The following is a 21,415-nucleotide window of genomic DNA, read 5'->3' on the forward strand; positions in this document are numbered from 1 at the left end:
GCGTATTGCAAACGAAAAAGGATCTGTTCTCAGCAAAAGCGCTGAAAAAGCTCATCTGGCCGCTGATTTTGGAGCAAATCCTGTCCATCACCATCGGCCTGGCCGACACCATCATGGTATCCTCGGTTGGGGAAGCCGCTGTTTCCGGTGTTTCCCTGGTCGATATGCTCAACGTGCTGATTATCAATATCTTTGCCGCCCTGGCAACAGGCGGCGCGGTCGTAGTGGCGCAGCTGCTCGGCTCCAAGGAGCGCGAACGCGCGTGCGACGCGGCCAAGCAGCTTTATTTCGTCGTCACGCTGATCTCGATCGGCATCGCCGCGATCGTCATGCTCCTGCGCGAGCCGCTGCTCCGCCTGCTGTTCGGTTCGATCGAGCCGGACGTTATGCAAAGCGCGCTGACCTATCTGACCATCAGCATATTCTCCTATCCGGTCCTGGCGATCTACAATGCCGGCGCGGCGCTGTTCCGCGCGCAGGGCAATTCCAACGTTTCCATGATGATCGCGGGACTGATTAATATTGTCAATATAGTTGGCAATGCAACAATGATCTACGGCTTTCACACAGGCGTCGCGGGCGCGGCGCTCGCCTCGATGTTCGCGCGCATTGTCGCGGCGGTGGTGATCACCATCCTGCTGTTCAATCCCGCGCACACCGTGTCCCTGCGGCGCGGCACGACATTCCGGCCGGATAACCGGCTGATCCGCCGCATCCTGCAGATCGGCATCCCCAACGGCCTGGAAAACAGCCTGTTCCAGCTGGGGCGCGTGCTGGTTGTCAGCATTATTGCGCTGTTCGGAACAACGCAGATCGCCGCAAACGCGGTCGCAAACAACCTGGATTCGATCGGCATCATTCCTGGCCAGGCGATCAACCTCGCTATGATCACGGTCGTCGGCCAATGCATCGGCGCGGGAGACGCGGAACAGGCGCGCCGCATGGCGAAAAAGCTGGTCAAGATTACATATCTCATTTTGGGCAGCACCTGCCTGCTGTGCATGCTGTTCAGCCCGCTCGTCCTGCGGATCTACAGCCTCTCTCCCGAAGCGCTTTCCCTCGCGCGCATCCTGGTGCTCATCCATAACGGCTCCGCCATCCTGTTCTGGCCGATCTCCTTTACCCTGACCAACGCGCTGCGCGCGGCCAACGACGTGCGCTATCCCATGGTCTGCGCGATCGCCTCCATGATGCTGCTGCGTCTGGGCGGCGGCTACATCCTTGCCGTGCAGTTCGGCCTCGGCGCGATCGGCATCTGGATCGCCATGGTCGCGGACTGGATCTGCCGCGCGATCTGCTTTACAACGCGTTTCCGCGGCACCAAATGGCTGACCTTCGCCCCCGGCCTTCGGCAGGCGGCGCAGAGCGACAGCCTATAAACAGAAAAACACCCCGAACCCTTTCCGGTTCGGGGTGTGCTTTTTATCTTGTCGTATCCGCTTTGACCGCACACGCATCGCCTGCCGTACCCGGCAGCGCCATGTAAATCTTCAGGATCATTTTCATGCCGAAGTAAAGCAACACGACCTCCAGCGGCAGCACCAGCAGGTTTTTGGGGATACGGAGCGCGAGCAGGACATTCATCGCTTCGCCGCCTGTCATGGAAAGCCAGAGGGAGTTCAGGCCGATATTACAGAACAGGTTGATGCATGCCTTGGCTCCGATCGCGCGGCCGACTGTCAGCCGGCGGGGATACAGCCACAGCCCCCAGAACAGACCGCCCATGATCGCGGTAACGGTAAAGCCCGGGAAATATGCGCCCATCGTCAGGTTGCCGGCAAAATAACCCAGCACATCGGTACCTATGCCCGCCATCATAGCGACCACTGGGCCGAACAGCATGCCGATCGCCGCGTTGCACAGGAAGCCGAAGCCGATGCGCAGGTTCGGCGGCAGCTTGATGGTCAGTCCGAGCAGATCCAGCGTGATGTTGACCGCGATCAACAGCGCGGTAAGCGCCAGACAGCGCGTACTTTTCAGCTCTCGGAGCGACTGGACGAAAATATTCTGCTTTTTTTGCATAGAAAAAGACACCTCCTGTAAAAAATTCATCTGTTGCCACAGCGATTTAGGAGATGCCTAAACAGTTGCAGCAGCGGGATGCGGCCACAATACCGCAGGGGGATTTTCGTCCCTTTCGTCCGCTGAACAACTCCCCGTCTCAGCGGCACTTAACGCATTGTGACCTACTCTGCTTTTTCCTGTTCTATTGTATCACGCTTTTACGTCTTGTCAATACCAAGCGTCCGCCGGATCGTGCGGCAGACCCCGTCGTCATCGTTAGAGGGGCAGATATGCTTTGCCGCGGACCGAAGGGCTTCGTGTCCGTTCGCCATGGCGTAGGACTCCCCGACCGCCTGCAGCAGCTCCAGATCATTGAGGTAGTCTCCGAACGCCATGCACTCGTCCGGCGCGATGCCCAAGCGGCCGCAGATTGTCCGGACCGCAAGCCCCTTGTTCATCCCCGGGCGCATCAGGTCGATCCAATCCGCGCCGGAAAGCGCGACCTGGCTGGTCTGCGCAAACGGCCGGAACGCCGGCATCAGCACCCGTTCCGCGCTGCGCGAGCAGAACAACGCGACCTTGCACACGGGCTGGCTGCGCGCGACCGCGAGCAGATCGTCCGTATAGTGCCGGCGCGCATAGTAATACGACATATTTTCCAGAAACACGGTATCCGTCCGGTTCTCATAATAGCCGCCCTCCCGACAGGCCAGGATCGCGTGGGTTTTGGGAATCGATCGGGCCGCCTCCACCGCGCGGACGACCTCGTCCGGCGGCATGGCCTCGAACGAGAGGATCTCCGCCCCGTCGCAGACCATCGCGCCGTTTTCACTGATATACAGCAGCTCGTCCGCGATCGGCGCGAATAGCTCGCGCAGGTTGTAATACTGCCGTCCCGACGCCGGAGCAAACCGGACGCCGCGCCCGCGCAGCTCCCCGATCAGGGGGAACAGGTCGGGCGAAAGCTTCCGCTCGCTTGTCAGCAGCGTTCCGTCCAGGTCTGCGGCAATCAGTTTGATGGACATGACAGGCCTCCTCCTCTTTCTCCATACAGACAGATTTCCTTTCCAGTATAACACAGGGGCCGCGCTTTGAACAGCGCAGCCCCCTATTTTCCGTCCTTATATCAACAGGCTGCCGATCTGGTAAACCGCCAACGCGGCCAAATACGCCAGCCCCGTCTGGAACGCGGCGGCGCCGAACGCCCAGCGCCAGCCGCCCATCTCGCGCTTGATCGTAGCAAAAGCGGACATGCAGGGCATATACAGCAGCGTAAATACCAGGAACGAGTAGCCCGTAAGCGGGGTGAACACCGAACCGAGCAGACCGGACAGTACCGCGCTGTCCCCGCCCGCGCCGTACAGCACACTCATTGTGGAAACTACCGCCTCCTTGGCGACCAGGCCGGTCAGCAGCGCCACCGATTCCTGCCAGTTTCCAAAACCCAGCGGGCCAAACACCGGCGCGATCGCCGTGCCGAACACGCCGAGGATGCTTTCCCCCGCGTCCTGCGCGACCGCAAGCGCCGGCGTAAAGTTCTGCAGCAGCCAGATGACCACGCTCATCAAAAAGATGACCGTGCCGGCGCGGGTGATGAAATCTTTCGCCTTCTGCCACATGTTGAGCACCGTACCCTTAAAGCTCGGCATGCGGTAGGTCGGCAGTTCCAGCACAAAGCCCGAGGATACGCCCTTGAACACCGTTTTTTTGAGAATGAAGCCCGCGGCAATCCCCATCAGGATACCCAGCACATACAGGCTGATTACGACCAGCCCCTGATTCTCCCCAAACAGCGCACCCGCGACCAGCGCATAAACCGGCAGCTTGGCGCCGCACGACATAAACGGGGTGAGCATGATGGTCATGCGGCGGTCGTCGTCGTTTTCCATCGTGCGCGCCGCCATGACCGCGGGCGTGGTGCAGCCAAAGCCCATCAGCATGGGTACGAACGACTTGCCGGACAGCCCGATGCGCCGCAGCAGCGTATCCATGATGAACGCCACGCGCGCCAGATAGCCGGTGTCCTCCAGAACGGAGAGGAAGAAAAACAGAATCACGATCTGCGGCAAAAAGCTCAGCACGCCGCCCACGCCGCCGATCACACCGTCGCACACCAGCCCGATCATCCACGGCGCGGCCTGCACTGTTGTAAGCAGTTCGCGTATGGCAGGCGAGAGCACTCCCTGAATCAGGTATTCCATCCCGTCGCCCAGCCAGGACCCGAACGGGCCGAACGTACACCAGAACATCAGGAACATGAAAAACGCGAAAATCGGCAGCGCCCAGACACGGTGCAGCACAATGCGGTCGATGCGCTCGGTCACGGTCGCCTTATGTACCGCCGGCCGCCGGTAGCTGGCGCGCACCAGCTCCTCTATATAGTCGTACAGCGCGTCCGCCAGCACCATTTCCTTATCCGTCTGGTTGGCGTGGCTCTGCATGCCGGCCGCGATCGTGTTCAGTTCCTCCCGTATCTTCTGCGGCATGCCGCGGCGGTCCATCTGCTCCCACATCGCCTTATCGCCCTCGAGCAGCTTGGCCGCGTAAAACGGCAGGCTGCACGCGCGCAGCGGCAGCGGACGCAGCAGGCCGGACGCGCGCCGGATTGCTGCCCCCACGCCATGCAGATAGGCCGGCTGCTGTGCCGGCGCGCGCATCCCGTGCGCCAGCGCGTCCAAAAGATCATGCATATTCTCGCCCTTTTTGGCCGATATCGGCACGACCGGCACGCCCAGCCGCGCGCTCATCTCCTCGCAGTCGATCTCGATGCCCTGCGCGCGCACGTCGTCCATAAAGCCGAGGGCGACCACCATCGGCAGCCCCAGCGCGACAAGCTGCAGCGTCAGATACAGGTTGCGCTCGATATTGGCCGCATCCACAATATTGAGGATGCCGTCCAGCTCGTCCGACAGCACGAACTCGCGCGCGATGATTTCCTCCTGCGTATAGGGCGAAAGCGAATAGATGCCCGGCAGGTCCACGATGTCGATGCCCGCCCCATCGTGGCAGATATGGCCGGTCTTGCGGTCGACTGTCACGCCGGGCCAGTTCCCGACATGCTGGTTCGAGCCGGTCAGTCGGTTGAACAGCGTCGTCTTGCCGCTGTTCGGATTGCCGATAATCGCAATGGTTTTTTTATCCCCGTTCATCCGCCCGCCTCCAGCACAATCTTTTTCGCTTCTTCGCGCCGAAGCGACAGGCTGTATCCCCGCAGGCGCACGGCGACCGGATCGCCAAAGGGCGCGATCCGCTCCATAGTCACGACCACGCCTTTCGTGATGCCCATATCGAGAAAATGGCGCTTGAGCGCGCCATCCGCCGTGATGTAGTCCACCACGCCGCTCTCGCCGGTTTTCAAATGGTTAAGTGTCTTCATTTTATCCCCCTGCTGCGGCCAAGTCTTCGGCTGCATACCTTATTATTATAAAATGTCCGTTTCCGCTTGTCAATGCGGCAGAAGGGCTTCCGCCCAACAGCGGAAGCCCTTCCCTTTGCTTTTCAGTTGTCCGGTACGCCGCGTTCATAGTCAAAGCCCGCCCAGCAGAAGCAGGTCGGAAGCCGTGGCCAACACGATCACCGCCAGCCAGCACGCAAGCGGATACGCCCACTCGGCGCGCCCCTGCCGCGCCGGCGCAAGGCGCGGACACGCGCACAGCAGCAGCTTTGCCAAAGCAAATCCGGCCGCCGCGCCCAACGTGTTCAGGATCAGGTCGTCCACCGAGGTCACGCCGCCCGCAACAAGCTGAATCAGCTCAATGCTGAGCGATACGCCGAAGCCGAACAGAATCGTGCGCCTCGCGCGCCCAAAATACCGCCAGAACAGCGGCAGCAGGAACCCCAGCGGCGCAAGCAGCGCCGCGTTGCCTGCGATGTTGGCGAACACCCCCAGGCCGGGCGAAGCAGGATCGTTCAGCACCGCTGCGATATCGGCAAACGGGATCAGCTCGAACCGCGGCTCCGGCAGGCTGCCCGCCAGCAGCTGGTACAGCGACGGCCCTGTTACCAGACCGACACACAGCAGGTACAGCAGGAGTACCGCAGCGCCGCAGAAATCCCGCCGTCTCATCCGACCGACGGCATGATCTCAGCCGTTGCCGCCGCGTCGATGACTGCCGCGGCTTCATCCGCCGCCCCGTCGGGCCGGTACTTTTCGATCACGTCCGTGGGCAGCGTGCCGAGCAGGTAGCGCAGCTCTGTCGTGCGATCGCCGTCTTTTAACGTTGCATATACATTGACCGTATCGGCGCTTTCCATCAGAGGCGCTCCGCTGCCGAGATAAAACACACTGTTGTATATATTCATTGCGTCGGCATAAACCGCATCTTCCAGCAGCTTCTCAATATCCCCGGCATCGGTCACGGTCACGTTGCGCCAGGCCGTGCCTTCTTCATCCCTCTGCACCACATAGCCGATTTCTACCATGCTGATCTGATCCGCGGTCAGCGCCTGCGGCTGCGGCTCATAGCCGGTCAGCTGCTTGATGAGCGCCAGCGTTCTGGTATCCGCCTCGCACACATAAATTTTGCTCCAGCTTGCGGACCAACTGCCGTCCCGCCTGTTTTCGTACGCCAGTTCCAGACGGAACACCGGCATACTGCTTTCCTGCCGCGCCAGCTCTTCTTCGCGCAGCGTTTCCAGTATCTGACTGATCTTCTCCGGCTCGTCATACAGGTTGCCCAGATAGGCGCCGGCGTTATCCGTAAACATAAGCACCGCGACCTCGTCCTCAGTCATATCATCGAGGCAGAACAGATCCCATTTTTTCTGTTTGTACTCCGCGGAGGTTTGGAGCTGCACCAGCAGCGCCTCTACCTCCTCGGTCTGCGGCAGCCTGTAGTAACGCGCCGCCATGCGCCCGCCGTTGAGGCGGAACTTGAGTGTAATGCCGAAAGAGTCGTCAAACGGACCGAACTGCGCCTGCAGCTCGCCCTCCGGCGCGGCGTCGTCCGCCGCCGTCATGGCAACGCCGATCTCCGCCAGCCGGCGCACCGCCGCGATATTCTCCGGCTCGCTCAGCATCTCCCTGCTGCTGTATGCGGCAACGTCCACCGCCTCCAGCTCGCCCTCGTCCGGCAGCCAGGCGTCATAGCCGGTCACATCCGCTTTCATCAGCAGCATCCCCCCGACCAGAACGACCAGCATCACCGCAAGGTGCAGCGGTTTGGCAAAGATCGCGCGGAAATCAAAGGCATAGATGATCTCAACGATCCAATGGAACAGCACCGCGCCGATCACCAGGCCGGGCCAGAACCAGAAATCGCCCGCAATCAGATTGAACAGCGCGCCGAACGCAACGCCCATAATCAGGCAGATATATACCTTAACGGGCAGCTTTGACCGGTCGAACGCAAGCGCCGTACCCGCCCGCTCGCTGCGGCGGTGTCGGAACAGGAATGCCGCCAGCGCGGTCACTACCGCCGCAGCGGCCAGATACCCCGCCAGCAGGCCGGCCGCCGAGCCGGTCTGCCCGAGTGTGGCAACGCCGCCGTACCGGATACCGTCCACCGTGAAGTACTCCATCACCGGGCAAAGCCGTAACGCCGCTATCGTACCATCCAGTTCGCCTGCCGACGCATAAGTCTCATAAAATTTGCCGAGCAGCGCGATCTGCAGCATGCGCACCAGCAGGGGCGAAAAGTAAACCCAGGCGAGCAGCAGCAGGGTCACGACCGTATTTCCGCAGACGATCGTTGTCAGCACGGCCAGCGCATAAATGAGCAGGAAGAAAATCAGGTTGCACAGCACCGTGCCGCCGATCGCCCCCCAATCGGCCGCTTCGCCAAAGCCCATCGCATAAACGCAGGCCAGCGTGATGGCGAGCATGACAAAATAGGTGGAAAGCGTACACAGCGCGCCGGTCAGGAAGTTGTTGGCGAACAGGCGTGTGCGCGAAAGCGGGAGCGAGTGGTAAAAATCCACCTTCTGCCGGTTGTGCAGGTAGGCGAACAGCGCGACGCCGCACACGACCGCCATGATGACAAAGGTTGCCTTGACAAAAGGATTGTAGCCGAGCAGCTCGGCCACCAGGTCGAGCGCGCCCTGCCAGGCGTCCTCCATATGCTGCGGGAAATTTTTCAAATTATCCGCTTTCTGCTCCAGCGCCCGCTGCATCGACATCAGCACGGGCAGCAGCAGGGACAGGAAAAAGCCCACGCCGGAAAGGACGAGCGCCCACAGGCTGCGGCGCATGCTGTCCCCCAGCAAGCCCTTAGAAGAGAAGCTTTTTGACGTCATAACCGGCCACCTCCGTTTCATTGATGAATATTTCTTCCAGCGTCAGCGGAAGCATTTCGCAGAAGCTGGGGTTCATGGCGTTGATCCGCGCCAGCAGCTCCTCGCGGCTGCCGCGCGCGGTCAGCGTATACAGAGAGCCGCGCTGCTCCAGGCGCAGCAGGTCAAACTCCTGCCATGCGTTTTCCGGAAGCGTGCCGGTAAAAATACACTGCAGCTTGAACATGCCGAGCTTCATCTCATCCAGGTCGCGCGAGAACAGGATGCCGCCGCGGTGCAATAGGCCGACATGGTCGCAGATATCCTCCAGTTCGCGCAGGTTGTGGGAGGCGATAACCGGCGTCATGCCGCGGCTTTCCACATCCTCCGCAAACAGGCTTTTGACCGTCTGCCGCACGACCGGATCCAGCCCGTCGAACGTTTCGTCGCAGAACAGGTAATCCGTTCCCGCGCAGATGCCGCAGATCACGGAAACCTGCTTTTTCATACCCTTGGAGAACGTGCGTATCTTGCGGTTCTCATCCAGGCCGAAGCCGTCCATCAGCTTGTGATAGCGCGCCTCGTCAAAATAGCGGTAAAAGCGCTTGTAATAGTTCTTCATCTCCGCAGGCGTGCTGTTCGGGAAAAAGAACTGTTCGTCGGAAATAAAGAAAAACCGTTCCTTGAGCGCTACATTTTCAAAAATATCCGCCCCATCGATGCGTACCGCACCCTCGTCCGGCGACAGGATGCCCGCCAGCATGCGCAGGAACGTCGATTTGCCCGCGCCGTTCGAACCGATCAGCCCATACACCGAGCCGTCCCGCACCTCTGCGCATACATGGTCGACCGCCGTGATGCTTCCAAAGCGTTTGGTCGCGTTTTCAGCCGTAATCATGCCCTATCCACTCCTTTCTTCTGCAGCCAGCCGCGCAGCCGGTCCTCGTCCGCGCCAAGCGTGCGCGCCTGCGCCGCCAGCGCGCCGATCTGCGCGCCGATCTCTTCCAGGCGCCGCTCGCGCAGCACCGTCATGTTATCCGAAATAAAATTCCCCCGTCCCTTGGCCGCGTAGATCACGCCGCGCCGCTCCAACTCTCCATACGCGCGCTGAATCGTGTTCGGGTTGATCGAAAGCTCCATCGCAAGCTGGCGTACGCTGGGGATCTGCGTATCCGCAGGCAGCGCCCCGCGCAGCGCAAGCTCCTCAATACCGTCCACCACCTGTTCATAGATGGGCCGCGGGTCCCGATAATCGATTTTTATCACATTGCGCGCCTCCTTTCCAGTCGTGTTCCATATGTTCTATCTGTATTATTCGTTCTAATACACTTGAAGTATAGCAAATCTTTTTCTCCCTGTCAATCGCTTTTTTGCGCGATGTATGCTATACTGGTTGCAAACACTGTTCAGGAGGCCGCACATGGTACATTTGGGAAACGACTGGGATACGCTGCTCACCGGCGAATTCCAGCAGGAATATTATAAGAAAATACGCTACTGGCTCAAGAAAGAATATGCCGAGCAGACGGTTTACCCCCCTATGGAGGATATTTTTAACGCCCTGCGCTACACGCCCTATCACGAGGTAAAGGCCGTTATTCTGGGGCAGGACCCTTACCACGGCCCCGGGCAGGCGCACGGCCTCTGTTTTTCCGTCCAGCCGGGCATACAGCCGCCGCCGAGCCTGCTGAACATTTTTCAGGAGCTGCAGAGCGATCTCGGCATCACGCCTCCGGCGGGCGGCACGCTGACCAAATGGGCCGAGCGCGGCGTGCTGCTGCTCAACACCACCCTGACCGTACGGCGCGGACAGGCCAACAGCCATAAGAACATCGGCTGGACAACCTTTACCGATCACGTCATCCAGAAGCTCAACGAGCATGAACGGCCGGTTGTGTTCCTGCTCTGGGGCGGCAACGCGCGCAGCAAAAAGAGCCTGATTACCGCGCCGCAGCATCTGGTGCTCGAATGCGCGCACCCGTCGCCGCTGTCGGCGTTTAACGGTTTTTTTGGCTGCCGGCATTTTTCCAAATGCAATGCCTTCCTGGAAAGGAACGGCGTCGAGCCGATCGACTGGGATCTGAACCACGATTGACAGGGCAAAAAAAGAGCCTGCTCCGCCGAGCAGGCTCTTTTTTCACCCCTTACCGATGCAGGGAGGAAGCAAACAGGCCGCGCATCACCGCCATCAGTCCCTGCGCCATCAAAACAACCGCTACCACTGCGGATATCGCGATTGCAGCAATATCCGGCTTGAAAAAGGTCGCCAGGCCGAAAACCAGTATGACCAGACCGATCGCCAGCGGCGCGCCCCAGAACAACATGCCCGCCCGGCGATAGATCGCCGCGCCGACGCATTTGATCACGCCGGACAGAATTGCCCATCCGGCCAACGCATAGGGCAGCAGCTCCGCCGCCAACCAGCTGTTGCACACGAACAGGAGGCCGAGCAGCAGATCGATGATCCCGTCCGCCAAAAACCATCCCGAAGCGATATACGCCCGATGCCGCGCCAGATACACCACCAGGTCGGACACGCCCGACACCAGCATGGCCGCCCCCAGCAGCCACGCGATCGAAACCAGCGTCGCGTCCGGATGGATCAGGAAATACAGCCCCATAATCACCAGAAACATGCCCACCAGAAACCAGATACCGCGTCCAAACCAATCTTTCATTGCAGCCCCTCCTCAGTCATTCATTCCTGTGTCTTTTCCAGCATCCCCATAAATTCCTCTCCTGTGATGGTTTCCTTTTCCAGCAGGAAATGCGCCAGCCGGTGTAGCGACTCCATATTTTCCTGCAAAATGCCGATCGCTTTCTCATGCGCCGCCTTAACGGTCGCCACGACCTCCTGATCGATCTGCGCCGCAGTTTCCGCCGAGCAGGCCAGCGAAGCGTCGCCCGACAAATACTGGTTCGTCACGGTTTCTAACGCAACCATATCGAATTTGCGGCTCATGCCGTACCGGGCGATCATCGCGCGCGTCAGTTTGGTCGCCTGCTCGATATCATTGGAGGCGCCTGTCGTAACCGAACCGAAGACCAGCTCCTCGGCCGAACGGCCGCCGGTAAGTGTCGTCACCTTGTTCAGCAGCTCCTCCCTGCTCATCAGATAATGCTCGCCCTCGTCCACCTGCATGGTATAACCCAGCGCGCCCGAGGTGCGCGGCACGATCGTGATTTTGGTAACCGGCGCCGAATTGCTCTGCTTGGCCGCGACCAGCGCGTGACCGATCTCGTGGTATGCAACGATCTCTTTTTCCTTGGGGCTGAGCACCGCGTTTTTGCGCTGTGCGCCCGCGATAACCGTCTCCACGCTTTCCTCCAGGTCGGACTGCTCGACCGCGTTCCGTCCCAGCCGGACCGCCCGCAGCGCCGCCTCGTTGATGATGTTTGCCAGATCCGCGCCGGACGCGCCCGAGGTTGCCCGCGCGATCGCATTGAAATCGATATGACCGGACATATGCACGTCCTTGGCGTGGACCTTCAAAATCGCAATACGTCCCTGCAGGTCGGGCAGTTCGACAGGGATGCGGCGGTCGAAGCGGCCCGGGCGCAGCAGCGCGGGGTCGAGCGATTCCGGCCGGTTGGTCGCGGCCAGGATCACAACGCCCTTGGTCCCGTCAAAACCGTCCATTTCGGTCAAAAGCTGGTTGAGCGTCTGCTCGCGCTCGTCGTTGCCGCCAAAGCCCGCGCCATCGCGCTTTTTGCCGATGGTATCGATCTCGTCAATGAATACGATGCAGGGCGCCTTCTCGCCCGCCTGCTTGAACAGGTCGCGCACCTTGGCCGCGCCCATGCCGACAAACATCTCCACAAACTCCGAGCCGGAGATTGAGAAGAACGGCACATGCGCCTCGCCCGCGACCGCCTTGGCCAGCAGCGTTTTGCCGGTACCCGGCGGGCCGACGAGCAGCGCGCCCTTGGGCAGCTTGGCGCCGATCGACGCATACTTTCCCGGGTTGTGGAGGAAGTCTACAATCTCCCGCAGGGCCTCCTTCGCCTCGTCCTGTCCGGCGACGTCCGCAAAGGTCTTGCCGGTTTCGGTTTCGGCATAGATCTTGGCGTTGGATTTGCCGAAGCTCATGGCGTTCCCGCCCATACTCTTCATCATTTTTTTGCTGAGCCACTGGCCGACCACCAGGATAATGACGATCGGGATCGCATAGCCAAGCAGCAGGCTCAGCAGCGGCGAGGCCTGTGTCGGGATCTCGGAAGCAAACTTTACGCTGTCCACATCCAGCAGGCGCTCGACCAAATCCTGATCCGGAAAGATGCCGGTCTTATAGACCGCAACCTTTCCGTCCTCGTTTTTACCCTCAAATACGATCTGCTCCTCCTGCTTGTCGTAGGCGACCGTTTCCACCCGTCCCTCGTCCACCATGGACAGGAATTCATCATAGCCGACTTCGGTCACCTGCCGCTGCGCCAGCATTGGGAACAGCAGCCAATTGAGCAGCATAAGCACGACCAATGTGACCGCATAATAAAAAATAAGCGGTTTTTTCGGCGTTTTGGAACCATTTGCAGGTCCAACCATATCATTTCACCTTTCTTTCCCGTTGTTCCAGCAGCGCGTCCAGATTGCGCTGCATCTTGTCCATAATCCGATGCACGGTCAGCAATTCCTCATCCGAGATGCCCTGCCGCAGCTGCCGCGCAACCTCCCGACAGCTTTTCTGCAGCTGCGCCGCCGCTGCGACACCCTCCCCGCACAGGCGGAGATGCACGACGCGGCGGTCGCTTGCATCCCGCTCGCAGGCAAGGAAGCCGCGCCGGTGCAGCCCATCCACGCTGCGCGCGACCAACGCCTTGGAAATGCCGCGGGACTGCGCGATATCGGTTGCAGTATCCTGCTCCGGCGCATGGCTACACAGGAACAGCAGCACCGCGGTTTCGTTCGGCGAGAGCTGGTATCCGGCGGCCGCATCCTGAAAACAGCTTCGGTACAGCTTTTCCAGTTTGACCGTGTCCTTCAAAAAATCGTCTTCCCAGTGGATCATTCCGCGTCCTCCTTTCTGAATGCTTCCGTTATTTTTATGGTACTTCAATTTGTTAACAGTGTCAACCATTTATTTGTGAACAATTTGCAAAATCAAAACGGCCGCTCCCACAGCACAGGGAGCGGCCGTTCCGCACACTGAAAAGCCTTATTTCATGCTGCCCAGCGTACCCCAGTTGGCAAATTCCCCATAGGAGAGGTAAATGCCATCCTGCGGCAGGCCGGTCGTCTGCTGCACCGCGGTGAACGCGGCCTCGGTAAAGGCTTTCTTGTTTTCAAACTCGGTAGAGCCATAGCAGCGCACATCCAGGAACGCCAGCTCCCGTTTTTCCCCTGCAAAATACATGCTGTGTCCATCCGAAATATCAACCATCAGCTTTGCCTCGGTCTTGCCTGGGATCACGCTGATTTTGCGGCCCAGTTCGCTTTTGAGCGCGTCTTTTTGCTCTTCGGAAAGGATTTTGGACGTAGAAATACCAATATAAGGCATAATAAGCACCCCGTTTTCAACTGTTTCTTTTATTATAGCATCCTGCCGCCCCGGTGACAAGCAAACAAATTTATAAACGCTTTGTTAATTTTGCTCAAATTCTATGCACACACGGCCTGTTTTGTGGTATGATATTGGCAGTAAATCTACCCGCCGAACGGATGTGTGCTATATGAATATCAAGTGTACCCAAAATATTTATAAAAGCGCGAACGGTGTGTCCAATGTCACATACTATATCCTGACGCCGGAACAGTCCGAGCTGCGCGGCATCGTGCAGTTGTCCCACGGCATGTGCGAATATTTTTCGCGTTATACCGCTTTTGCAAAATATCTGTGCGGTCTCGGCTTTATCGTCTGCGGGAACGACCATATCGGCCACGGCGCTTCGGTCTCCCGCGATGCCGACCTCGGCTTTTTTTCCGCGCGGGACGGCTGGAAGTACCTTGTTGAAGACGTCAAGCAGCTCACCGACCTGATGCAGCGCCGCTACCCGAACCTGCCCTACTTTATCCTGGGGCATTCCATGGGTTCTTTGATCGTCCGCCTGTACCTGACCGAGTACGGCGACCGTTTATCCGGCTGTATCCTGACCGGCACGGCCGGCCCGCAGCCGGCGGCGATCAGCGCCGCGCACCTTGCCGACTCGATCGCGCGCAGCCGCGGCGTGACCTACCGCAGCGGCTTCCTATCCACCATCACGTTTCGGGGCTATAACCGCCGGATTAAAAACCCGCACTCGATCTTCGACTGGATCAGCCGTGACAGGGATGTGGTTTCCCTTTACCAGTCGGATGAAAAATGCAATTTTATCTTCACCGCGACCGGCTTCCGCGACCTGTACACCCTGGTCATCAAGGCCAACGCGAACAGCACGTTCCGCCGGACGCCAAACACGCTTCCGCTCCTGTTCCTGTCCGGAGATAAGGACCCTGTCGGAAAATACGGAGAGGGTGTGCGGCGGGTCGTCAACCTGTACCGCGGCGCGGGGCTGAAAAACATCGAGGTGATTTTTTACAAGGACGCGCGGCACGATATCTTCAACGAGCTTGACCGGCTGCAGGCGTTCGGCGATATCTCCCGCTGGCTGGAGGCGCAGCTCAGCGCGCAGGCTGAAGCGAGGGACGAACAGGCCGTCAACTGACAAAGCAAAACACCGGCAAAAAGCCGGTGTTTTTTTGTTACAGCAGGAGGAGTTCAGACGGATGCGCCAGCCGCATATCAGCCTGTAACGCATCCGGCGTTTCGCTGCCCCACAGCGCCAGGGCGCTTTTCACCCCCGCCGCCGCGGCACACTGCATATCGTAGGCACTGTCCCCAATGTAAACGGCCTGCTCCGCCGAACCGCCCAGGCGGCGGATGCATTCCACCAGCCCGTCCGGCGCGGGCTTCGGATGCTCGACATCGTCCGCGCAGACGATCGCGTCAAAATAGTGGTTCAGCCCCAAAGGGGTAAACCCGTACCCCAACTGCAGCCTGGTGCGCGAGGTCACGATCCCGCACCGCTTCCCCGCGGCGTGCAGCGCCTCGAGCAAGGGGATGATCCCCTCGTAAACCTCCACCTCATGCAGACGGTCGCGCGACAACGTCTCCCAGCGCGCCATGACCGGCTCTATCCTTTCCGGCGGGATAGCCAGCTTTTCCAGGGACTTTCGTCCCGGCATGCCGAACGAAAAGCGCAGCTCCTCCAACGAGTAATGGTATCCGAACTCCCGCAGCGCCTGTTGAAAGGATTGCTGGTCCACCGCCGCCGTATCGATCAGTGTCCCGTCAATATCAAAAACAAAACAGTTCATAGGCGTTCCTCCACCAATCCGAGCGCAAGCGCGCACAGTCCGGCCTCATAATCCTGCGTGAATTCCCGCGAAAGCTCGATTACCGGCAGCGCCTGCGGCGGCAGCGTCTGCGCACAGGCGTTGCGGATACGCTCCACCTTGCCGAAAATCAGCGGGTCGTCGTACAGCACCACGCGGTCCGGATTGAGCAGCGCGGCATACGCCCGAATCACCTGCATATAGTACGCCACCATATCCGCTCCCGCGAAATGGCTTTTGGCATATTCCAAATTGTTTTTGATCGGCAGATAATGCAGCTCCCCGGCAAATCCATTCGCGCCATGAAACGCCTTTCCGCCGATCGCGGCGCCTGCGCCGATGCCCGACCGCCCCAGATAAACGCACACCAATGCTTTGGGAGCCTGCTTTCTCCGGCAGCAGCAGCCGACCGACACCAGATACATATCCCGTTCGACCGCCACGGGCAGGCCGAAGCTATGTTCCAGATGCGCCTGCAAGCTCACGCCCCGCAGCTCCGGATGACTGACCGAACCGGCCGCCACGCCATTCTGCAGCGGGCCGTCATAGCCCATTGCAGCAGCCGCAAGCTGCGGGTAACGCGCTTTCACACGCATCGCCAGCGTGTCTATATCGTGCAGGATACCGTTTGTGCTTTCGGTTTCCTCCTGCTCCAGACGTGTTCCATTCAAATCGCACACAAACCAGCTGAGCCGCCGCCCCTCCAGCCGCAGGCACAGGAACAGGCGGTATGCCGGATCCAGCGCATACTGCTTCGCGCACCGCCCGCCGGTGGAGGCCGCCGTTCCGGTTTCCTTCGCCTCTCCCGCTTCCACCAGGTCGTCTACGATGCGGCTGACTGTAGGAAAGCTGAGGCCGGTCCGGCGCGCCAGTTCGTTCTTGCTGTGCTCGCCGCCCCCGCGCATGGCTTCGCGGATCAACGTCATATTGACCTGCTTGAGACGTCCGGCGTCCGCCATCCAATCCTCTCCTTTTTATCTCACTTTTTAATACTATTTTAATTTCTATTTTGAGTATACTCCGATCCGTCCTTTTTGTCAACAAAAAAAATACGGGCGGAGTAAAATCCGCCCGCATATTCCGGCCCCGCCGGATTATTTCGTCCAGGCCGCTTTGGCCGCCCCCTCCGCAAAGACCTGATGGAAGCCCTTGACGTTTGCCGCGATATCGCCGCCGAACACGGCCGAGCCGGCAACGATCACATCCGCGCCCGCTGCCACGATATCCGCGGTATTGTTTAACTTCGCGCCGCCGTCGATCTCCAGCTCACAGGAATAGCCGTGCTTCTGGATTTCCGCGCGCACCGCACGGATCTTGTCCATGCATTCCGGAATGAAGCCCTGGCCGCCGAAGCCCGGCTCCACCGTCATAATCAGCACCATATCGCAGTATGGCAGCAGCGGGAACAACACGTCCGCCGGCGTACCCGGCTTGATCGTGCAGGAAGCCTTGACGCCCGCCGCCTTGATTTTTTTGAGCTGCTCCCGCGTATCCCCGTTGGATTCGTAATGTACGGTGATGATATCCGAACCGGCCTTGATAAAATCATCCAGATACCGGTCCGGATCGCTGATCATCAGATGTACGTCGAGCACCTTGTCGGTGGCCTTGCGCAGCGCCTTGACTACAGGCGCGCCGATCGTGATGTTTGGAACAAAATGCCCGTCCATGACATCGACATGCACATATTCCGCGCCCGCGTCGGTGGCAATTTTGATATCGCGTGCAAGATTTGCGAAATCAGCGGACAAAATAGACGGTGAGAGCTTGATTTCCATTGGTTTTTCCTCCTGTAACCGCGCGGGAAGGCGCGGCATAATTTGATACCAGGCGCGGCCGCGCCTCCCCTTTTCAGCGCTGCGGCCCGTCTTTTTGAATACGGGAGCGGCGGGATTCCGCCGCTCCCCCTTTGATTTTATTATACCGCATCCGGCCGGTTTTACAAGACCTGATACGCACGAGTTTCAAAGAAAACCGAAAAGCAAATTCACCGCTATTGGACTGGTTGGGATTTGTCCGCGCAGCAAGGATATACAGAGAAAACCCTGAATTCCTCCGGAATTTGTCGCCCTCACCGATTGATTTATACGGGTAAAACAGGTAAAATAGATAGTATCTTGTTAAGAATAAAAAGAGAGGACACGATACCATGAGCGTCAATCGTTGTTATTCCGAAAAAAAGCCCGGCTTCGACGTTGAGGCGCGCAGCCTGTTCGCCAGCCTGCGCGACCTGCTGGAGATCAAAGGGCTGACCCACGTCCGTTATCTCTGCCGCTACGATACCGAGGGCCTCGCCCCCGAAGCCTATGAAAAAGCCAAGGGCATCGTCTTTTCCGAGCCGATGGCGGACGTGTGCTACGACGAGGACTTCCCCCGTCCGGCGGGCGCTCATACCGTGCTTGCGGTCGAGCCGCTGCCCGGCCAGTTCGACCAGCGCGCGGACTCGTGCGCGCAGTGCATCCAGCTTCTGACCGGCGGCGAGCGGCCGGCGGTCGCCGCGGCAAAAATCTATGTATTGGAAGGCGCGCTGACCGGCGCGGACATGGACAAGATCCGCGGCTACCTCATCAACCCGGTCGAGGCGCGCGAGGCTTCGATGGACAAGCCCGCGACCCTCAGGGTCGAATATGCGATCCCGACCACGGTCGCCTCGGTCGTCGGCTTTATCCATATGGACGAGGCCGCGCTCTCCGACCTGCTGGCAAACATGGGGCTTGCCATGGACCTGGATGATCTCAAGTTCCTGCAGGCCTACTTCCGCGATGAGGAAAAGCGCGACCCGACCATCACCGAGGTGCGCATGGTGGACACCTACTGGTCCGACCACTGCCGTCACACCACGTTTCTGACCGAGATCGACGGCGTGAAGATTGACGACCCGATGGTGCAGGACGCATTCGACCGGTATCTCAGGGCGCGCGTCGAGGTCTACGGCGAGGAGAAGGCGGCAAAGCGTCCAGTCACCCTGATGGATATTGCCACCGCGGGCGCAAAGGTGCTCAAAAAGCGCGGCTACCTCAAGAATATCGACGAGTCCGAGGAGATCAACGCCTGCTCGATCAAGGTCAAGGCGCTGGTGGACGGCCGCTATGAGGACTGGCTGCTGATGTTCAAAAACGAGACCCACAACCACCCGACCGAGATCGAGCCGTTCGGCGGCGCGGCGACCTGCCTCGGCGGCGCGATCCGCGACCCGCTCTCCGGCCGTTCCTATGTTTATCAGGCCATGCGCGTGACCGGCGCGGGCGACCCGACGGTGCCGCTCTCCGAAACACTCGAACACAAGCTGCCGCAGCGCAAGCTGTGCCAGACCGCGGCCGCGGGCTATTCGTCCTACGGCAACCAGATCGGCCTGGCCACCGGCCTGGTGCATGAGATCTATCACCCGGGTTATGTAGCCAAGCGTATGGAGATCGGTGCGGTCGTCGGCGCGGCCCCGCTGGAAAACGTCATCCGCGAGGTACCCGAGGCCGGCGATATCGTCATCCTGCTCGGCGGCAAGACCGGCCGCGACGGCTGCGGCGGCGCCACCGGCTCCTCCAAAAAGCACACCGAGGAATCGCTTGAAACCTGCGGCGCGGAGGTGCAGAAGGGCAACCCGCCGGAGGAACGCAAGATCCAGCGCCTGTTCCGGAACGGCGAGGTCACCCGCATGATCCGCCGCTGCAACGACTTCGGCGCGGGCGGCGTGTCGGTCGCGATCGGCGAACTGGCGGACGGTCTGGACATCAATCTGGACGCTGTACCCAAGAAATATGACGGGCTGGACGGTACCGAGCTGGCGATTTCCGAATCGCAGGAGCGTATGGCGGTCGTCGTGCGCGCAAAAGACGCGGATGCGTTCATCGCCGCCGCCGCAAAGGAAAACATCGAAGCGGTCGCTGTGGCGACGGTCACGGATAAAAACCGCCTGTGCATGACCTGGAACGGAAACACCATTGTCGATATTTCCCGCGGCTTCCTGAACACCAACGGCTGCGCCAAGCATGTGACCGCCGAGGTCGCCGCCCTGCCTATGCCGTCCATCGTGTGCGCACCGGAGGGCCAGACCGAAAGGGAAAAGCTGCTGAACCACGCTTCCACGCTCGGCATCTGCTTGGAACGCGGCCTTGTCGAGCGGTTTGACGGGTCGATCGGCGCAAACTCGGTATTCATACCGTTTGGTGGCAAGTACCAGCTCACCCCGGCGCAGGTCATGGCCGCGACCATGCCCGCGCTCTCCGGCCAATGCGAAACCGCCTCCGTGATGGCGTTCGGCTTTGACCCGTACTACACCGAGCAGAACCCGTATCTCGGCGCGTCGGCGGCGGTGATCGAGTCGGTCGCCAAGCTGGTGGCGGCAGGCTGTGACTTTGAGACCGCCTACCTCACCTTCCAAGAGTATTTCGAGCGTCTTGGCAAGGACCCCAAGCGCTTCGGCAAGCCGCTTTCCGCGCTGCTCGGCGCATACAACGCGCAGGAGGAGCTGTGTCTGGGCGCGATCGGCGGCAAGGACTCCATGAGCGGCTCGTTCGACGATATGGACGTACCGCCGACGCTGGTCTCCTTTGCGATCGCCCCGCAGGACGCGTCCCGCCTGATCTCGCCCGAGTTCAAGGCCGCGGGCCATCCTGTCTACTTCTTTGATGCGCCGTACTTCCAGGACGGCTCGCCCGATTACCAGACCATGAAGCACGTCTGGAACGAGGTTGCGAACCTCATCGCCGCCGGCAAGGCAGTGTCCGCGTGGGCGCTGTCCGTGGGCGGTATCGCCGAGGGCGTGAGCAAGATGGCGCTCGGCAACCAGATCGGCTTTGCGTTTGACGAGTCCTTCCCCACCGAGGCGCTGTATCTCAAGAATTTCGGCGGTATCCTGATCGAAGCGTCGGAGGACCTGCCTGCTTACTGGCTGGTCGGCCGCACGACGGACGACGGCGCGGTCACGGTCGCGGGCGAGCGCGTGCCGCTGGACGAGTTGACCGCGGCGTTCGAGAGCCGCCTGGAGAGCGTGTTCCCGACCCGCGCGGACGCAGCGGACGAGCATCTGGCCAAGGTATCCTGGACCGAGCGCAGCGGCAAGGCCCCGGCGGTCAAGACCGCCAAGCCCCTGGCTGTTATTCCGGTGTTCCCCGGCACGAACTGCGAATATGACACCGCGCGCGCGGTGGAAAACGCGGGCGGCGCGGCCGAGATCGTTGTGGTGCGCAACTTCTCCGCGGACGCGCTGCACCAGTCCGCCGAGCAGCTCGAACAGGCTGTCCGCCGCGCGCAGATGGTCATTCTGCCGGGCGGCTTCTCCGGCGGCGACGAGCCAGACGGCTCGGGCAAGTTTATCGCCTCGTTCCTGCGCAACCCCGCCATCAAGGACAGCATTCACGAGCTGCTGCAAAAGCGCGACGGCCTGATGCTCGGCATCTGCAACGGCTTCCAGGCGCTCATTAAGCTCGGCCTTGTCCCCTATGGCGAGATCCGCGACGAAATGACCGGCGACGACCCGACGCTGACCTTCAACCTGATTGGCCGCCACCAGAGCCGCTATGTCACCACGCGCGTAGCCTCGGTCAAGAGCCCGTGGCTGTCCGCCTGCGAGGTAGGCGACCTGCATTCGATCGCGGTATCGCACGGCGAGGGCCGCTTCGTCGCCCCGCAGCATGTGATCGACAACCTGGCGCAGAACGGACAGATCGCGTTCCAGTACACCGACCTGGCGGGCGAGCCCTCCATGGACATCGCCTGGAACCCGAACGGCTCGCTGTGCGCGATTGAGGGCATCACCAGTCCGGACGGCCGCGTGCTCGGCAAGATGGGCCACACCGAGCGTTACAGCCCGTTCGTCGGCAGAAATATCTACGGCGAAAAGTATCAGCCGATCTTTGCGGGCGGCGTGCAGTACTTCAAGTGATAAGCAACCGG

General features: G+C 60.2%; 19 protein-coding genes and 1 riboswitch. Of the genes, 4 read left to right on the top strand and 15 right to left on the bottom strand.

The window, feature by feature from the left end; translation table 11 throughout:
- Positions 1–5 precede the first annotated feature (5 nt).
- Positions 6–1,379: an MATE family efflux transporter gene (locus ACYQ3S_RS02370; protein WP_459687151.1), complete on the top strand. Its 1,374-nt coding sequence runs from the start codon at positions 6–8 to the stop codon at positions 1,377–1,379.
- 43 nt (positions 1,380–1,422) lie between these two features.
- Here the strand turns inward: ACYQ3S_RS02370 and ACYQ3S_RS02375 are convergent, their stop codons facing one another.
- The 8 genes from ACYQ3S_RS02375 to ACYQ3S_RS02410 all read right to left on the bottom strand — a co-directional run bounded on the left by ACYQ3S_RS02375 (position 1,423) and on the right by ACYQ3S_RS02410 (position 9,480).
- Positions 1,423–2,022: a folate family ECF transporter S component gene (locus ACYQ3S_RS02375; RefSeq protein ID WP_459687152.1), complete on the bottom strand. Its 600-nt coding sequence runs from the start codon at positions 2,020–2,022 to the stop codon at positions 1,423–1,425.
- A gap of 69 nt (positions 2,023–2,091) precedes the next feature.
- Positions 2,092–2,196, bottom strand: a riboswitch (THF riboswitch).
- Between the two features lie 26 nt (positions 2,197–2,222).
- On the bottom strand, positions 2,223–3,029 hold the full coding sequence (locus ACYQ3S_RS02380; protein ID WP_459687153.1) for a Cof-type HAD-IIB family hydrolase: 807 nt from the start codon (positions 3,027–3,029) through the stop codon (positions 2,223–2,225).
- 96 nt (positions 3,030–3,125) lie between these two features.
- Complete coding sequence (gene feoB, locus ACYQ3S_RS02385; RefSeq protein ID WP_459687154.1) at positions 3,126–5,153, bottom strand: ferrous iron transport protein B; 2,028 nt, start codon at positions 5,151–5,153, stop codon at positions 3,126–3,128.
- Positions 5,150–5,380: a FeoA family protein gene (locus ACYQ3S_RS02390; RefSeq protein WP_199855173.1), complete on the bottom strand. Its 231-nt coding sequence runs from the start codon at positions 5,378–5,380 to the stop codon at positions 5,150–5,152. The genes feoB and ACYQ3S_RS02390 overlap by 4 nt, the downstream gene beginning before the upstream one ends.
- A gap of 150 nt (positions 5,381–5,530) precedes the next feature.
- The gene (locus tag ACYQ3S_RS02395; protein WP_459687155.1) at positions 5,531–6,070 is read right to left on the bottom strand and encodes a VanZ family protein; all 540 of its coding nucleotides are present in this window, start codon (positions 6,068–6,070) and stop codon (positions 5,531–5,533) included.
- Positions 6,067–8,238 (bottom strand): hypothetical protein, encoded by a 2,172-nt coding sequence (locus tag ACYQ3S_RS02400; RefSeq protein WP_459687156.1) that lies wholly within the window; start codon positions 8,236–8,238, stop codon positions 6,067–6,069. The genes ACYQ3S_RS02395 and ACYQ3S_RS02400 overlap by 4 nt, the downstream gene beginning before the upstream one ends.
- Positions 8,213–9,112 (bottom strand): ABC transporter ATP-binding protein, encoded by a 900-nt coding sequence (locus tag ACYQ3S_RS02405; protein ID WP_107630597.1) that lies wholly within the window; start codon positions 9,110–9,112, stop codon positions 8,213–8,215. Before ACYQ3S_RS02405 ends, ACYQ3S_RS02400 begins: the two co-directional genes overlap by 26 nt.
- The gene (locus ACYQ3S_RS02410; protein ID WP_107630598.1) at positions 9,109–9,480 is read right to left on the bottom strand and encodes a GntR family transcriptional regulator; all 372 of its coding nucleotides are present in this window, start codon (positions 9,478–9,480) and stop codon (positions 9,109–9,111) included. Before ACYQ3S_RS02410 ends, ACYQ3S_RS02405 begins: the two co-directional genes overlap by 4 nt.
- A gap of 154 nt (positions 9,481–9,634) precedes the next feature.
- Between ACYQ3S_RS02410 and ung the strand changes: the two genes are divergently transcribed.
- A complete protein-coding gene (gene ung / locus ACYQ3S_RS02415; RefSeq protein WP_459687157.1) occupies positions 9,635–10,309 on the top strand; it encodes a uracil-DNA glycosylase in 675 nt (224 codons plus the stop codon).
- A 49-nt stretch (positions 10,310–10,358) separates the two neighbouring features.
- Here the strand turns inward: ung and ACYQ3S_RS02420 are convergent, their stop codons facing one another.
- The 4 genes from ACYQ3S_RS02420 to ACYQ3S_RS02435 form a co-directional block, all read right to left on the bottom strand.
- On the bottom strand, positions 10,359–10,892 hold the full coding sequence (locus ACYQ3S_RS02420) for a DUF308 domain-containing protein (RefSeq protein WP_459687158.1): 534 nt from the start codon (positions 10,890–10,892) through the stop codon (positions 10,359–10,361).
- A gap of 20 nt (positions 10,893–10,912) precedes the next feature.
- On the bottom strand, positions 10,913–12,757 hold the full coding sequence (ftsH, locus tag ACYQ3S_RS02425) for an ATP-dependent zinc metalloprotease FtsH (RefSeq protein WP_459687159.1): 1,845 nt from the start codon (positions 12,755–12,757) through the stop codon (positions 10,913–10,915).
- Position 12,758: 1 nt separating this feature from the next.
- Complete coding sequence (locus ACYQ3S_RS02430; RefSeq protein WP_459687160.1) at positions 12,759–13,220, bottom strand: MarR family winged helix-turn-helix transcriptional regulator; 462 nt, start codon at positions 13,218–13,220, stop codon at positions 12,759–12,761.
- Positions 13,221–13,367: 147 nt separating this feature from the next.
- Positions 13,368–13,709 carry a phenylpyruvate tautomerase MIF-related protein gene (locus ACYQ3S_RS02435; protein WP_459687161.1) on the bottom strand — a complete coding sequence of 114 codons (342 nt, stop codon included), beginning with the start codon at positions 13,707–13,709 and terminating at the stop codon, positions 13,368–13,370.
- A gap of 172 nt (positions 13,710–13,881) precedes the next feature.
- Here ACYQ3S_RS02435 and ACYQ3S_RS02440 point away from each other — a divergent pair, with 172 nt between their 5' ends.
- Complete coding sequence (locus ACYQ3S_RS02440; protein WP_459687162.1) at positions 13,882–14,853, top strand: alpha/beta fold hydrolase; 972 nt, start codon at positions 13,882–13,884, stop codon at positions 14,851–14,853.
- A gap of 37 nt (positions 14,854–14,890) precedes the next feature.
- Here ACYQ3S_RS02440 and ACYQ3S_RS02445 read toward each other — a convergent pair whose 3' ends face one another.
- The 3 genes from ACYQ3S_RS02445 to rpe all read right to left on the bottom strand — a co-directional run bounded on the left by ACYQ3S_RS02445 (position 14,891) and on the right by rpe (position 17,301).
- A complete protein-coding gene (locus ACYQ3S_RS02445; protein ID WP_459687163.1) occupies positions 14,891–15,505 on the bottom strand; it encodes an HAD family hydrolase in 615 nt (204 codons plus the stop codon).
- A complete protein-coding gene (locus ACYQ3S_RS02450; RefSeq protein ID WP_459687164.1) occupies positions 15,502–16,482 on the bottom strand; it encodes an ROK family protein in 981 nt (326 codons plus the stop codon). The genes ACYQ3S_RS02445 and ACYQ3S_RS02450 overlap by 4 nt, the downstream gene beginning before the upstream one ends.
- 135 nt (positions 16,483–16,617) lie before the next feature.
- Entirely contained in the window at positions 16,618–17,301 is a 684-nt protein-coding gene (gene rpe / locus ACYQ3S_RS02455) for a ribulose-phosphate 3-epimerase (protein ID WP_459687165.1), read from the bottom strand.
- Between the two features lie 371 nt (positions 17,302–17,672).
- Between rpe and ACYQ3S_RS02460 the strand changes: the two genes are divergently transcribed.
- Positions 17,673–21,404, top strand: coding sequence for a phosphoribosylformylglycinamidine synthase (locus ACYQ3S_RS02460; protein ID WP_459687166.1), 3,732 nt, complete (start codon positions 17,673–17,675; stop codon positions 21,402–21,404).
- The last annotated feature ends 11 nt before the right edge of the window (positions 21,405–21,415 follow it).

The organism is Agathobaculum sp. TL06 (assembly GCF_054658635.1).

Excerpts from the sequence above, each read along its gene's own strand:
- feoB (WP_459687154.1), bottom strand. The coding sequence starts at position 5,153 with ATGAACGGGGATAAAAAAACCATTGCGATTATCGGCAATCCGAACAGC.
- ACYQ3S_RS02445 (WP_459687163.1), bottom strand. The coding sequence starts at position 15,505 with ATGAACTGTTTTGTTTTTGATATTGACGGGACACTGATCGATACGGCG.
- ACYQ3S_RS02435 (WP_459687161.1), bottom strand. The coding sequence starts at position 13,709 with ATGCCTTATATTGGTATTTCTACGTCCAAAATCCTTTCCGAAGAGCAA.
- ACYQ3S_RS02430 (WP_459687160.1), bottom strand. The coding sequence starts at position 13,220 with ATGATCCACTGGGAAGACGATTTTTTGAAGGACACGGTCAAACTGGAA.
- rpe (WP_459687165.1), bottom strand. The coding sequence starts at position 17,301 with ATGGAAATCAAGCTCTCACCGTCTATTTTGTCCGCTGATTTCGCAAAT.
- ACYQ3S_RS02405 (WP_107630597.1), bottom strand. The coding sequence starts at position 9,112 with ATGATTACGGCTGAAAACGCGACCAAACGCTTTGGAAGCATCACGGCG.
- ACYQ3S_RS02380 (WP_459687153.1), bottom strand. The coding sequence starts at position 3,029 with ATGTCCATCAAACTGATTGCCGCAGACCTGGACGGAACGCTGCTGACA.
- ACYQ3S_RS02450 (WP_459687164.1), bottom strand. The coding sequence starts at position 16,482 with ATGGCGGACGCCGGACGTCTCAAGCAGGTCAATATGACGTTGATCCGC.
- ACYQ3S_RS02395 (WP_459687155.1), bottom strand. The coding sequence starts at position 6,070 with ATGAGACGGCGGGATTTCTGCGGCGCTGCGGTACTCCTGCTGTACCTG.
- ACYQ3S_RS02420 (WP_459687158.1), bottom strand. The coding sequence starts at position 10,892 with ATGAAAGATTGGTTTGGACGCGGTATCTGGTTTCTGGTGGGCATGTTT.
- ACYQ3S_RS02400 (WP_459687156.1), bottom strand. The coding sequence starts at position 8,238 with ATGACGTCAAAAAGCTTCTCTTCTAAGGGCTTGCTGGGGGACAGCATG.
- ACYQ3S_RS02460 (WP_459687166.1), top strand. The coding sequence starts at position 17,673 with ATGAGCGTCAATCGTTGTTATTCCGAAAAAAAGCCCGGCTTCGACGTT.
- ung (WP_459687157.1), top strand. The coding sequence starts at position 9,635 with ATGGTACATTTGGGAAACGACTGGGATACGCTGCTCACCGGCGAATTC.
- ftsH (WP_459687159.1), bottom strand. The coding sequence starts at position 12,757 with ATGGTTGGACCTGCAAATGGTTCCAAAACGCCGAAAAAACCGCTTATT.
- ACYQ3S_RS02375 (WP_459687152.1), bottom strand. The coding sequence starts at position 2,022 with ATGCAAAAAAAGCAGAATATTTTCGTCCAGTCGCTCCGAGAGCTGAAA.
- ACYQ3S_RS02390 (WP_199855173.1), bottom strand. The coding sequence starts at position 5,380 with ATGAAGACACTTAACCATTTGAAAACCGGCGAGAGCGGCGTGGTGGAC.
- ACYQ3S_RS02440 (WP_459687162.1), top strand. The coding sequence starts at position 13,882 with ATGAATATCAAGTGTACCCAAAATATTTATAAAAGCGCGAACGGTGTG.